The sequence below is a fragment of the Streptomyces sp. NPDC047982 genome (genome assembly GCF_043204165.1).
GTDB lineage: Bacteria > Actinomycetota > Actinomycetes > Streptomycetales > Streptomycetaceae > Streptomyces.
Genome location: NZ_JBIDBS010000002.1, coordinates 175,502 through 188,769 on the forward strand (window position 1 = coordinate 175,502; position 13,268 = coordinate 188,769).

General features: G+C 69.8%; 10 protein-coding genes. 9 read left to right on the forward strand and 1 reads right to left on the reverse strand.

The window, feature by feature from the left end; translation table 11 throughout:
* Positions 1-143: 143 nt before the first annotated feature.
* Positions 144-1,142, reverse strand: a complete 999-nt coding sequence (locus ACGF2V_RS02690) for a hypothetical protein (RefSeq protein ID WP_362704255.1) — start codon at positions 1,140-1,142, stop codon at positions 144-146.
* 163 nt (positions 1,143-1,305) lie between these two features.
* Between ACGF2V_RS02690 and ACGF2V_RS02695 the strand changes: the two genes are divergently transcribed.
* From ACGF2V_RS02695 to rodA, 9 genes are all read left to right on the forward strand, one after another.
* On the forward strand, positions 1,306-3,927 hold the full coding sequence (locus ACGF2V_RS02695) for a valine--tRNA ligase (protein ID WP_362624534.1): 2,622 nt from the start codon (positions 1,306-1,308) through the stop codon (positions 3,925-3,927).
* Between the two features lie 214 nt (positions 3,928-4,141).
* Complete coding sequence (locus ACGF2V_RS02700) at positions 4,142-5,665, forward strand: folylpolyglutamate synthase/dihydrofolate synthase family protein (RefSeq protein WP_362624533.1); 1,524 nt, start codon at positions 4,142-4,144, stop codon at positions 5,663-5,665.
* Positions 5,666-5,668: 3 nt separating this feature from the next.
* A complete protein-coding gene (locus ACGF2V_RS02705; protein ID WP_362704258.1) occupies positions 5,669-6,028 on the forward strand; it encodes a DUF4233 domain-containing protein in 360 nt (119 codons plus the stop codon).
* A gap of 96 nt (positions 6,029-6,124) precedes the next feature.
* Positions 6,125-6,538 carry a nucleoside-diphosphate kinase gene (gene ndk, locus ACGF2V_RS02710; protein WP_362624530.1) on the forward strand — a complete coding sequence of 138 codons (414 nt, stop codon included), beginning with the start codon at positions 6,125-6,127 and terminating at the stop codon, positions 6,536-6,538.
* A gap of 287 nt (positions 6,539-6,825) precedes the next feature.
* Positions 6,826-7,845 carry a rod shape-determining protein gene (locus tag ACGF2V_RS02715; RefSeq protein WP_362624529.1) on the forward strand — a complete coding sequence of 340 codons (1,020 nt, stop codon included), beginning with the start codon at positions 6,826-6,828 and terminating at the stop codon, positions 7,843-7,845.
* Between the two features lie 142 nt (positions 7,846-7,987).
* Complete coding sequence (mreC, locus tag ACGF2V_RS02720; RefSeq protein ID WP_362624528.1) at positions 7,988-9,031, forward strand: rod shape-determining protein MreC; 1,044 nt, start codon at positions 7,988-7,990, stop codon at positions 9,029-9,031.
* Between the two features lie 11 nt (positions 9,032-9,042).
* Positions 9,043-9,702: a rod shape-determining protein MreD gene (gene mreD, locus ACGF2V_RS02725; RefSeq protein WP_362624526.1), complete on the forward strand. Its 660-nt coding sequence runs from the start codon at positions 9,043-9,045 to the stop codon at positions 9,700-9,702.
* A 160-nt stretch (positions 9,703-9,862) separates the two neighbouring features.
* Positions 9,863-12,028, forward strand: coding sequence for a penicillin-binding protein 2 (gene mrdA / locus ACGF2V_RS02730; RefSeq protein ID WP_362704261.1), 2,166 nt, complete (start codon positions 9,863-9,865; stop codon positions 12,026-12,028).
* Complete coding sequence (rodA, locus tag ACGF2V_RS02735; RefSeq protein ID WP_362704264.1) at positions 12,028-13,218, forward strand: rod shape-determining protein RodA; 1,191 nt, start codon at positions 12,028-12,030, stop codon at positions 13,216-13,218. Before mrdA ends, rodA begins: the two co-directional genes overlap by 1 nt.
* The last annotated feature ends 50 nt before the right edge of the window (positions 13,219-13,268 follow it).

Sequence of the window (13,268 nt, forward strand, 5' to 3'; positions counted from 1 at the left end):
CCCCCCCCCCCCCCCCCCCCCCGCCCCCCCCCCCCCCCCCGCCGGCCCCCCCCCCCCGCCCCCCGCCGCCCCCCCGCGCCCCCCCCGCCCCCCCCCCCCCCCCCCCCCCCCCCCCCCCCCCCTCACCTATGCGCGTGGTGCGGTCAGAGCTTGGTGCGGGACGTGTTGTAGAGCTTGGCGGTCAGGGCGGCCAGTGAGTCCTGGGGCATGCCCTTGCCGGCCATGGAGAGCTTCAGGTCGATGCCGACGACGGTGCCGACCGTGCTGTAGTCGGCCCAGACGCAGATGGGGACCGTGAACTCCTTCGGGCCGTTCTGGGGGGTGCCGTCGCCCTTCTTGTTGGTCACCTTCATGTCCTGGCACTTCATCAGCGCGCCCTCGAAGCCCGCCGGGGTGACCGCCCTGGGGCTGCCGTCGAGCTCGGCCTCCATGTCCTCGTCGCCCTTCTTGTACAGCGACTCGGCGTCGGTGAAGGCGCTGTTGATGACCTTCGCGGGGTCGGTGACCTCACCCCAGATGCCCGAGAAGGTCAGGGTCTTCATGTTCATCAGGTCGCTCTCGGAACCGGACTGGTACGAAGTGAGGACCTGCTGGGGTTTCTTGATGCCCAGACCCTCCGCCTTGGTCTTGGCCTCGCCGGTCAGCGGGCCCCCGGCCTGTGCCGAGTCGGAGGGGTCCTTCTTGTAGTCGTCCACCGACTCCGGCGGCGTGATCTTGTATCCCTTGGTGGAGTCCGCGACATCGCTGTTGCTCGCGCCGCCGCTGCCCCACAGTACGAAGTACGCCCCGCCGCCGATGACCGCGAGCGCCAGCACGATGCCGCCGACGACCAGGCCCGTCTTCTTCTTCGGCTGGGGCGGCGGCACCGGCATCTGGCCACCGTAAGGGGCCTGGCCGTAGGGGGGAGCGGGCGGCTGCTGGCCGTAGGGGCCGGGCTGCTGGGGCGGCTGCGGGGGGACGCCCTGCGGGCCCGGGGCCTGCTGCGGGTAGCCGTAACCGGGCTGGCCCTGCGGGGGCTGCCCGTACGGACCCGGCTGCTGGCCGTAGGGGCCGGGCTGGCCCTGCGCCGGCTGAGCCCCGTAGGGGTTGGGCTGACCCTGCGGAGGCTGCTGGCCGTACGGGCCGGGCTGGTTGTGGCTCATGTGCGGTGTCCCCTGTTCGGAAGTACTCACCGGAGTGCTGTGGACTGCTTATGGGTTCCGAACATCTTGACGGAAAGGGCGCCCAGATGGGCGATCGGAAGGCGCACCGTTACGGAACAAACCGGTTTCGGAGCACGAGTGCGACAGCCGTAAACTGTCCCCCGTGACCGAGAAGACTCAGCAGACGCCAGCCAGCAACCCCGAACTGCCGACCCAGTACGCACCGGCCGAGGTAGAGGGGAAGCTGTATGAGCGCTGGGTGGAACGGGGTTACTTCGAGGCCGACGAGCACAGCGAGAAGCCGCCGTACTCCATCGTCATCCCCCCGCCGAACGTCACGGGAAGCCTGCACCTCGGGCACGCTTTCGAGCACACGCTGATCGACGCCCTCACGCGTCGCAAGCGCATGCAGGGCCACGAGACCCTGTGGCAGCCGGGCATGGACCACGCCGGCATCGCCACCCAGAACGTCGTCGAGCGCGAGCTGGGCAAGGAGGGCAAGTCCCGCCACGACCTCGGCCGCGAGGCCTTCGTCGAGCGCGTCTGGAAGTGGAAGAACGAGTCCGGCGGACAGATCTCCGGCCAGATGCGCCGTCTGGGTGACGGCGTCGCCTGGTCCCGCGAGCGCTTCACCATGGACGAGGGTCTGTCCCAGGCCGTCCAGACCATCTTCAAGCGGCTCTACGACGACGAGCTGATCTACCGCGCCGAGCGCATCATCAACTGGTGCCCCCGCTGTCTGACCGCCATCTCCGACATCGAGGTCGAGTACCAGGACGACGACGGCGAGCTCGTCTCCATGAAGTACGGCGACGGGGACGACGCCATCGTCGTCGCCACCACCCGCGCCGAGACCATGCTCGGTGACACGGCCGTCGCCGTCCATCCCGAGGACGAGCGCTACCGGCACCTGATCGGCAAGCTCATCAAGCTGCCGCTGACCGACCGTTCCATCCCGGTCGTCGCGGACGAGCACGTCGACCCCGAGTTCGGGACCGGCGCCGTCAAGGTCACCCCCGCCCACGACCCGAACGACTTCGAGATCGGCCAGCGCCACGACCTGCCGTCCATCTCCGTGATGGACGAGCACGCCGTCATCACCACCCCGGGCCCCTTCCAGGGCCTGGACCGTCTGGAGGCCCGCTCGGCGATCGTCGGCGCCCTGCGCGCCGAGGGCCGGATCGTCGCCGAGAAGCGGCCGTACGTCCACTCCGTCGGCCACTGCTCGCGCTGCAAGACCACCATCGAGCCCCGCCTGTCGCTCCAGTGGTGGGTCAAGGTCGGCCCGCTCGCCAAGGCCGCCGGCGACGCGGTCCGCGACGGCAAGGTCGCGATCCATCCGCAGGAGATGGAGAAGCGCTACTTCGACTGGGTCGACAACCTCCACGACTGGTGCATCTCGCGGCAGTTGTGGTGGGGCCACCGCATCCCCGTCTGGTACGGCCCGAACGGCGAGGTCGTCTGTGTCGGACCCGACGACGAGATCCCCACGGGCGAGGGCTGGACGCAGGACAGCGACGTCCTGGACACCTGGTTCTCCTCCGGCCTCTGGCCGTTCTCCACGCTCGGCTGGCCGGAGAAGACCGACAGCCTCGCGAAGTTCTACCCGAACTCCGTCCTGGTCACCGGCTACGACATCCTCTTCTTCTGGGTCGCCCGGATGATGATGTTCGGCCTGTACGTCAACGACGGCGTCCCGCCGTTCCACACCATCGTCCTGCACGGCATGGTCCGCGACGAGTTCGGCAAGAAGATGTCGAAGTCCTTCGGCAACGCGGTCAACCCGCTGGACTGGATGGACAAGTACGGCTCCGACGCGCTGCGCTTCACCCTGGCGCGCGGCGCCAACCCCGGGGTCGACGTCCCGATCGGCGAGGACTGGGTCCAGGGTTCGCGCAACTTCGCCAACAAGATCTGGAACGCCACGCGCTTCGCGCTGATGAACGGCGCCACGGTCGAGGGCGACCTCCCGCCCGTCGAGCAGCTCTCGGTGACCGACCGCTGGATCCTGTCGCGGCTGGGCAAGACCGTCTCGGAGGTCGACGCGTTCTACGACGACTTCCAGTTCGCCAAGCTCAGCGAGGCGCTCTACCACTTCGCGTGGGACGAGGTCTTCGACTGGTACGTCGAGTTGTCCAAGACCACGTTCTTCGCGGGCGGCGAGCAGGCGAAGGTCTCCGGCCGGGTCCTCGGCGAGGTCCTCGACGTGATGCTGCGTCTGCTGCACCCGGTCGTCCCGTTCGTCACCGAGACGCTGTGGACCACGCTCACCGGCAAGGAGTCCGTGGTCGTCGCCGACTGGCCGAAGGACCGCGGCTTCCGCGACGAAGCGGCCGAGCGGGAGATCGCGCTCGTCCAGCAGGTCGTCACCGAGGTCCGCCGGTTCCGCTCCGACCAGGGCCTCCAGCCCGGTCAGAAGGTCCCGGCCGAACTCACCCTCGACGGTACGGCGCTCGCTCCGCACGAGGCGGCCATCCGCCAGCTGCTGCGCCTCCAGCCCGCCGGTGACGGCTTCCACGCCACCGCGTCGCTGCCGGTCGCGGGCGCCACGGTCGCCCTCGACCTGTCCGGCACCATCGACGTCGAGGCCGAGCGCAAGCGCCTGACGAAGGACCTGGGCGCCGCCGAGAAGGAGAAGGCCCAGGCCAACGGCAAGCTGGCCAACGAGGCGTTCCTCGCCAAGGCCCCGGACAACGTGGTCGACAAGATCCGCGGCCGTCTCGCCAAGGCGGAGGCGGACATCGAGCGGATCACCGCCCAGCTGGCGAACCTGCCGCAGGGCTGAGCGCGGTTCGACGGAGCCCCCGTGCCCCGCCTCGGCGGGAGCCACGGGGGCTCCCCCGTCCCGCGGGGGCGTGCGAACGCGCGAGCGTCGGGAGCCGTACGGCCGGGGACTCCGGTGTCACCGGGCCCGCCACGCCCCGGGTGCCGCCGGAACCACGGCCGGCCCGCTGCCGGGCGCCGCGCATGTCGTCCGCGCCGATCCGTAGACTGGCCCCGTGAGTGAGCCCCGCCCTTCCGACCGGCACGACGCCTCCGATCCCGACGACGCCTTCGAGGAGATCGTCGACGAGGCGACCCAGCGCGACCCCGACCTGGCGGTGATCGAGGCCGGGAGCCGTACGCTGCGCACCCGCTCGGGCCCGCCGCAGGGCCAGGCCGTCCCCAGCCGCCCCGCCGACCCCGAGGTGGACAAGGCGCTGCGCGAGGTGGAGCAGGAGCTCGCCGGGCGCTGGGGCGAGACGAAGCTGGAGCCCTCCGTCACACGCATCGCCGCGCTGATGGACGTGCTCGGCGAGCCGCAGCGCGCGTACCCCTCGATCCACATCACCGGGACCAACGGCAAGACGAGCACGGCCCGCATGATCGAGGCCCTGCTGGGCGCCTTCGACCTGCGCACCGGCCGCTACACCTCGCCGCACGTCCAGTCGATCACCGAGCGGATCAGCCTGGACGGCGCCCCGATGGACCCTGAGCGGTTCATCGAGACGTACCGGGACATCCAGCCGTACGTGGAACTGGTCGACGGCCGGCAGCCCTACCGGCTGTCCTTCTTCGAGGTGCTGACGGGCATGGCGTACGCGGCGTTCGCCGACGCGCCGGTCGACGTCGCCGTCGTCGAGGTCGGCATGGGCGGGAGCTGGGACGCGACGAACGTCATCGACGCCCCGGTCGCCGTGATCACCCCCATCTCGCTGGACCACACCGACCGGCTGGGCGCCACGCCCGCCGAGATCGCCGGTGAGAAGGCCGGGATCATCAAGCAGGACGCGACCGTCGTCCTCGCGCAGCAGCCGGTCGACGCCGCGCAGGTCATGCTGAAGAAGGCCGTCGAGGTGGACGCCACGGTCGCCCGCGAGGGCATGGAGTTCGGCGTGGTCTCCCGCGAGGTCGCCGTCGGCGGCCAGTTGCTGACACTGCGCGGGCTCGGCGGCGAGTACGACGAGATCTTCCTCCCGCTGTACGGCGCCCACCAGGCGCACAACGCGGTGGTGGCGCTCTGCGCCGTGGAGGCGTTCTTCGGGGTCGGCGCCGAGCGGCCCGGCCCGCTCGACCCCGACACGGTTCGCGCTGCGTTCGCCTCGGTGATCTCGCCGGGCCGCCTCGAAGTGGTCCGCTCCAGCCCCACCGTCGTCCTGGACGCCGCCCACAACCCGGCGGGCGCCCGCGCCACCGCCGACGGGATCACCGAGTCGTTCGGCTTCTCCCGGCTCATCGGGGTCGTCGGCGTCAGCGACGACAAGGACGTCAAGGGCCTCCTCGAAGCCTTCGAACCGATCTTCGCCGAGATCGTCGTCACCCAGAACTCCACGCCCCGCGCGATGGACGCCGACGCCCTGGCCGCCATCGCCGTCGAGGTCTTCGGCGACGAACGCGTCCAGGTCGAACCACGTCTCGACGACGCGCTGGAGGCGGCGATCACCCTCGCCGAGGAGGAGGCCGAATTCGCGGGTGCCGGTGTGCTCGTGACCGGTTCCGTGATCACGGTCGGCGAGGCCCGACTGCTTCTGGGAAGGCGCTGACCCGTGCGAATGCTCTGTGCGTCGACGCTGATCGGTGAATTCTTCGTGATCGGGTTCGCCGGCCTCGTCGCGATGAAATCGGACGACCTGACGACCGCCACGGTCTGGACGGTCTGCGGCATCGGCATGCTGCTCTCCGTGCTGCTTTGCGGAATGATCGGCCGCCCCGGTGGCATACAGCTCGGCTGGGCCCTCCAGGTCGCCCTGGTGGCCAGCGGTTTCTTCGTCCCGATGATGTTCGTCCTCGGCGTGGTCTTCGGCGGTCTGTGGTGGGCCTCCGTCCACTACGGCCGCAAGGTCGACGAGGCGAAGGCCCGCTGGGCGGCCGCGGAGGAGTCGGCCGAGGCTCCCGCCGGTGGCTGATCCGGCATCCTTTGGCCAAACCCGGTCGCGGGCCCGTTCCCGTACCCCTGTAGCCTCGCCTCACCGCACTCGCATGCCCGCAAGGAGCCGCACACCATGACCCAGCGCACCCTCGTTCTGCTCAAGCCCGACGCCGTCCGGCGCGGACTGGTCGGCGAGATCGTCGGGCGGATCGAGCGCAAGGCCGGCTGGCGGATCACCGCGCTGGAGCTGCGCACCCTCGACCGCGCCACCCTGGAGCAGCACTACGCCGAGCACGTCGGCCGCCCGTTCTACGAGCCGCTCGTCGAGTTCATGCTGTCCGGTCCGGTCGTGGCGCTGGTCGCCGAGGGCGAGCGCGTCATCGAGGGCATCCGCACGCTGGCCGGGCCCACCGACCCGATCGCCGCCGCGCCCGGATCCATCCGCGGCGACTTCGGCACGATCACCCGCGAGAACCTCATCCACGCGTCGGACTCGGAGGAGTCCGCCGAACGGGAACTGAAGCTTTTCTTCCCCGGGCTTTTCTGACCTCGAATCAGCCGAACAGCGCTCATGACCCGGGGCGACCGAATTAATTCGGTCGCCCTTCGGCATGCGAGTCCGGGTCGCGGGAACGCATCACTCCGACGTAACGTCACCATGAGTGGAACGGGCCCCCGTTCCGCCCCGCAATGGCGACCCTCGCGCGGTGTCCGTCCACACGGCACTACGATGGAATCTTCCACGCCCACAGCGCCCACCTCGCCGACCAGAACAAGCCATCATCGCTTTCCTGGGAGGCCCGACGCATCCTCATGGGGAACAAGGGGAACTCAATGTCGTTCATCGGTCGTGACATGGCTATCGACCTCGGGACTGCCAACACGCTGGTGTACGTCAGGGGGCGCGGCATCGTACTGAACGAGCCGTCCGTCGTGGCCATCAACACCAACACCGGCGGCATCCTGGCGGTCGGCTCCGAGGCCAAGAAGATGATCGGGCGCACACCGGGCAACATCGTTGCGGTGCGTCCTCTCAAGGACGGCGTGATCGCCGACTTCGAGATCACCGAGCGGATGCTCCGCTACTTCATCCTGAAGATCCACAAGCGCCGCTACCTGGCCCGCCCGCGGGTCGTGGTCTGCGTGCCCTCCGGCATCACCGGGGTCGAGCGCCGAGCCGTCATCGAGGCGTCGACGCAGGCCGGCGCCCGGCAGGTCCACATCATCGAGGAGCCCATGGCGGCGGCCATCGGCTCCGGGCTTCCGGTCCACGAGGCCACCGGCAACATGGTCGTCGACATCGGCGGCGGCACCACCGAGGTCGCGGTCATCTCGCTCGGCGGGATCGTCACCGCCCAGTCGATCCGGGTCGCCGGTGACGAACTGGACAACGCGATCATCCAGCACATCAAGAAGGAGTACTCGCTCCTCCTCGGCGAGCGCTCCGCCGAACAGATCAAGATCACCGTCGGGTCGGCGGACGACCTGAAGAAGGACGAGCACACCGAGATCCGGGGCCGCGACCTGGTCTCCGGACTGCCCAAGACCGTGGTCATCTCGGCCGCCGAGGTCCGCAGGGCCATCGAGGAGCCGGTCAACGCGATCATCGACGCCGTGAAGACCACGCTCGACAAGTGCCCGCCGGAACTCTCCGGCGACGTCATGGACCGCGGCATCGTCCTCACCGGCGGCGGCGCGCTGCTGCGCGGGCTGGACGAGCGGCTGCGCCGCGAGACGGGCATGCCGATCCACATCGCCGAGGACCCGCTGGACTCGGTGGCGCTCGGATCCGGCAAGTGCGTCGAGGAGTTCGAGGCGCTCCAGCAGGTGCTGGACGCCCAGCCCCGCAGGTAGACGGCAGGGCACGAGCCCGCGGGCGGACGGGCGCGCGCGGGTGGACAACCCGGCAGTCCGCCGTACGGACCCCGAGTTCCGTACGGCGGATCGCTGATATACAGGCACGAACATTCCGACGAGGAAGGCACGGCCGCCGCACGTGAGGGACACACGAGAGAGCCGGCTGCTCCTGGTGCTGCTGATCGCCATCGCGTTCGCATTGATCACGGTGGACATCCGGGGCGGCGAGGGATCACCGGTGGACGGCGCCAGGCGGGCCGCCGCCGCCGTCTTCGGCCCGGTCGAGAACGGTGTCGCGGCCGCCGTCGACCCGGTGAGCAACGCCATAGGAGCGGTGCGCGACTCCGGCACCCGGCACGACCGCATCTCCGAGCTGGAGCGCCAGAACGCCGCGCTCAAGACGGCGCTCGGCAGCGATGACCGCAACCGCAACCGGGTCCGTGAGCTCGACAAGATGCTGAAGAAGTCGGCCGCCGGACAGTACGGCATCAAGGCCGCCGAGGTCATCGCCATAGGAGCCGCCCAGGGCTTCTCCTGGACGGTCACCATCGACGCGGGCTCCCGCGACGGCATCCAGCGCGACATGACCGTCATCAACGGCGACGGGCTCGTCGGCCGGGTCACCACCGTCGGCCCGGAGACCGCCACGGTGCTCCTCGCCAACGACCCCGACTTCACCGTCGGCACCCGCATGGAGAAGACCGACGAACTGGGCTTCGCCACCGGCCAGGGCTCCCGCCCGCTGTCGGTCCAGTTCCTCAACGGCAAGGCCAAGGTGAAGAAGGGCGACCGCCTGGTCACCTTCGGCTCCAGCAAGGGCAAGCCGTTCGTGCCCGGCGTCCCGGTCGGCGAGGTCGTCCGTGTCGACCCGTCCGGCGGCGCCCTGACCCGTACCGTCTACGTCCGCCCGTACGTCGGGTTCAGCAAGCTCGACATCGTCGGCATCGTCGTCCAGGCCCCGCGCGAGGACCCCCGCGACCTGGTCCTGCCGAAGGCCCCGGCCAAGCCCGCCAAGCCGAAGCCCACGCCGACCGTCACCGTGACGATCTCACCCGACGGCGACATCGTCGACACCGACGGCAACGTCGTCGGCAACATCCACGAGAGCCCCGACCCGAGCGGCGGCCCCGACCCGAGCGGCAGCCCGGGCGCCCGTACCGCCGCGGACGACGAGCAGAGGTAGCGCCGATCCCCATGCGTCTGAACCGGATTCTGCTCTCCACCGTCCTGGTCGTGGTGGCGCTCGTCGTCCAGGTCTCGGTGCTCGCCCGTCTCCAACTCCCCGGCGCCGTCCCCGATCTGCTGCTCCTCGTCGTCCTCGCGCTGGCCTTCGTGTACGGGCACACCAGTGGCGCGTTGATCGGCTTCGGCGCGGGCCTCCTCGCCGACCTGGCACCGCCCGCCGACCACGCCGCCGGGCGCTACGCCCTGGTCCTCTGCGTCATCGGTTACCTCGCCGGACTGGTCAAGCCGGAGAACGGGCAGCTCAGGTCGGCCGCCGTACCGATGATCGCGGTCGTCGGCGCGGCGGTCGGCTCGACCCTGCTGTACGCGCTCGTCGGCGCGCTCGTCGGGGACACGGCGGCCCGCCACGTGGGCCTCGGCAGCCTGCTGTTCACCGCCGCCCTCTACGACCTGCTGCTCGCCCCGTTCACCGTGCCCCTGATCATGGCCATCGCCAGACGGACCGTGAACGACCCGGTCGCCGAGGCGTCCGGCGGCGACGTGTCCTCCGGATGGCCGGCCGCGGGCACCGGGCTGCGGATCGGCGACCAGCGTGGCGGACTGCGCGTCAGGACCGCACGCAACCGGGTCGGCCGCGCCGGACGGACCAAGGGAGCCAAGCGACTGTGAGGCCGCACCACCGGGCGGGCGCCCCGGGCGCGCCCCGTACCTCCGGCGCATCCCGTGTCCCGGGTCCGTCCCGTACCCCCGGCCCGTTCCGTGTCCCGGGTCCGTCCCGTACCCCCGGCCCGTTCCGTATCTCCCGCCCGACCACCATCGGGGGCGCTTCGTGAGCAACATCCCCGAGACCGGCCGGACCCCCAGGGTCCAGATCCGTCTCGTCGTCATCCAAGTCCTCGTGTTCTCAATGCTGTTCACCCTGGGCGGGCGGCTCTGGTACCTCCAGATCCGCAACGGCCAGGAGTACAGCGAAGAGGCGAAGAGCAACCACGTCCAGCAGGTCGTGCAGCCCGCCGTCCGCGGCGCCATCCTCGACGCGCGCGGTGTGCCCCTCGCCGACAACGAGACCCGGCTGGTCGTCTCCGCGAGCCGCACCGAGCTGATGAAGATAAAGGACAAGGGCAAGGACGTGCTGACCCGGCTCGCGGGCGTCCTCGACATGAAGCCCCGGGAAGTCATGGACAAGGTGCGGCTCTGCGACGCGAAGACGCCCCAGCCCTGCTGGAACGGGTCGCCCTACCAGCCGATCCCGATCACCGACGAGGCCACCACCCAGCAGGCCCTCACGATCCGCGAGCGCGCCGAGGACTTCCCCGGCATCACCGCCGAGCCCACCGCCGTGCGCCGCTACCCCGCGCCCGGGAAGTCCAACACCGCCCAGGTCCTCGGCTACCTCTCGCCGGTCACCGACGAGGAGATCACCAAGGCCCAGGACACCGACTCCCCATACCTGCGTTCCGACCAGGTCGGCCGCTCCGGTCTGGAGCGCACCTACGACAAGGAACTGCGCGGAAAGGCCGGGGTCACCCGCTACGAGGTCGACAACCTCGGCCGGGTCATCGGCGAGGCGAAGAACGACGAGGCGCAGCCCGGCTCCTCCGTTGTCACCTCCATCGACGCCCGGGTCCAGGCCGTCGCCGAGTACGAGCTCAACGAGGCCATGAAGACGGCTCGCCAGTCGTTCGACAAGAACACCGGCGAGAACTACAAGGCCGACTCCGGCGCCGTCGTCGTCATGGAGGCGAAGACCGGACGCGTCGTGGCGATGGCCTCGCTGCCCAACTACGACCCCAACTCCTGGGTCGGCGGAATCTCCGCCAAGGACTACGCCAAGCTCACCGGCCCCAAGTCCAACTTCCCGCTGCTGAACCGGGCCATCCAGGGCCAGGCCGCCCCCGGCTCGATCTTCAAAGTCATCTCCTCGACCGCCGCGGTCAACGCCGGCTACCCCTTCGACGGCCACTACCCCTGCCCCAGCTCGTACAACGTCGGCGGGCAGGTCTTCAAGAACTTCGAGTCCCAGGGCTACGGCGACATCACCATCGGCCGCGCCCTGGAGGTCTCCTGCGACACCGTCTACTACGGCATCGCGCACAAGGAGTGGCAGAAGGACGGCGGCAACAAGCCGAAGAAGAACCCCAAGGACTGGTTCTACAAGACCGCCCACCAGTTCGGCCTCGGCAAGGAGACCGGCATCGACCTCCCCAACGAGGTCAGCGGCCGGGTCCCCGACCGTCAGTGGAAGCAGAAGTTCTACGAGGCGAACAAGGACGCCTGGTGCAAGCAGGGCAAGAAGGACGGCTCGTACGTCGAGAAGATCGCGTACGAGAACTGCCTCGAGGGCGACAAGATGCGCGCCGGTGACTCCGTGAACTACTCGATCGGGCAGGGCGACACCCTCGTCACCCCGATCCAGATGGCCACCATCTACGCCGCGATCTCCAACGGCGGGACGCTCTACGACCCCACCGTCGGCAAGGCGATCGTCAGCGGCGACGGCCGGACCGTCAAGGAGATCAAGCCCAAGTCGCACGGCAAGCTGCCCTTCTCGCGCAAGACCCGCAACGAGATGGACGAGGCCCTCGCCGGGGTCGCGACTCGCGGTTCGGCCGCCTGGCGGTTCGGCGGCTGGCCGCAGGACAAGATCCCGATGCACGCCAAGACGGGCACGGCGGAGGTCTACGGCAAGCAGACGACCTCCTGGTTCGCCACGTACACCAAGGACTACTCGATCGTCATGACGATCTCCCAGGGCGGCACCGGCTCCGGCGCGTCCGGGCCCGCCGTGCGCAACATCTACGACGCCATCTATGGCCTCGACGACTCCGGCAAGCAGGACCTGAAGAAGGCTCTGCTGCCCACGCCGCAGAAGTCCCTGCCGAAGATCCAGGCGGACGGTTCCATCGACGCCCCGGAGATCAAGCCCTACAACCCCGCCTCGCAGAAGCCCGCGGACGAGCAGACCCTCGCGGCCATTGTGGGGAGGCGCGACTGATGGCCGGCTTCTCCGTCTCGCGTTACACGCCCGAACGCTCCGCCTGGGGCAAGCTCGTCGCCCGCGACTCCGTCGTCCGCCGGCTCGACTGGCCCCTGCTCGGGTCCGCGCTCGCGCTCTCGTTCATCGGCTCGCTGCTCGTCTGGTCCGCGACCCGGGGACGGGACTCGCTCACCCACGGCGATCCGTACTACTTCCTGCTCCGGCACGCCCTCAACACCGGCATCGGCTTCGCCCTGATGGTCGGCACGATCTGGCTCGGCCACCGCACCCTGCGCGGCGCCGTTCCCATCCTCTACGGCGTCTCGGTGCTCTTCGTGCTGGCGGTCCTCACCCCGCTCGGTGCCACCGTCAACGGCGCGCACGCCTGGATCATCATCGGCGGCGGATTCTCCATCCAGCCGTCCGAGTTCACCAAGATCACCATCATCCTGATCATGGCGATGCTGCTCGCCGAGCGCGTCGACGCGGGCGACCAGCTCCACCCGGACCACCGGACCGTCGCCAAGGCCCTGGGCCTGGCGGCCGTGCCGATGGCGATCGTGATGGGGATGCCGGACCTCGGCTCCGTGATGGTCATGGCCGTCATCGTGCTCGGGGTGCTGCTCGCCTCCGGCGCCTCCAACCGCTGGGTCTTCGGCCTGCTCGGTACGGGTGTGGCCGGCGCGGTCGCGGTCTGGCAGCTCGGCCTGCTCGACGAGTACCAGATCGCCCGCTTCGCGGCCTTCGCCAACCCCGCGCTCGACCCGGCCGGCGTCGGCTACAACACCAACCAGGCCCGCATCGCGATCGGCTCCGGAGGTCTCACGGGAACGGGCCTGTTCCAGGGCACCCAGACCACCGGCCAGTTCGTCCCCGAGCAGCAGACCGACTTCGTGTTCACCGTCGCGGGCGAGGAACTCGGCTTCCTGGGCGCCGGGCTGATCCTCGTGCTGCTCGGCGTGGTTCTGTGGCGCGCCTGCCGGATCGCCCGCGAGACGAGCGAGCTGTACGGCACGATCGTCGCCGCCGGGATCATCGCCTGGTTCGCGTTCCAGTCGTTCGAGAACATCGGGATGACGCTCGGCATCATGCCGGTCGCCGGACTCCCGCTGCCGTTCGTGTCGTACGGGGGGTCCTCGATGTTCGCCGTCTGGGTCGCCGTCGGGCTGCTCCAGTCGATCAGGGTGCAGCGGCCGATAAGCGCCTGAGCCGCCGCGGCAGCACTGCCCAGACCGGACCAAACCGACTAGATTCGGTC

Coding starts and splice junctions, on each gene's coding strand:
- ACGF2V_RS02690 (WP_362704255.1), bottom strand. CDS start 1,142: ATGAGCCACAACCAGCCCGGCCCGTACGGCCAGCAGCCTCCGCAGGGT.
- ndk (WP_362624530.1), top strand. CDS start 6,125: ATGACCCAGCGCACCCTCGTTCTGCTCAAGCCCGACGCCGTCCGGCGC.
- ACGF2V_RS02715 (WP_362624529.1), top strand. CDS start 6,826: ATGTCGTTCATCGGTCGTGACATGGCTATCGACCTCGGGACTGCCAAC.
- mreD (WP_362624526.1), top strand. CDS start 9,043: ATGCGTCTGAACCGGATTCTGCTCTCCACCGTCCTGGTCGTGGTGGCG.
- rodA (WP_362704264.1), top strand. CDS start 12,028: ATGGCCGGCTTCTCCGTCTCGCGTTACACGCCCGAACGCTCCGCCTGG.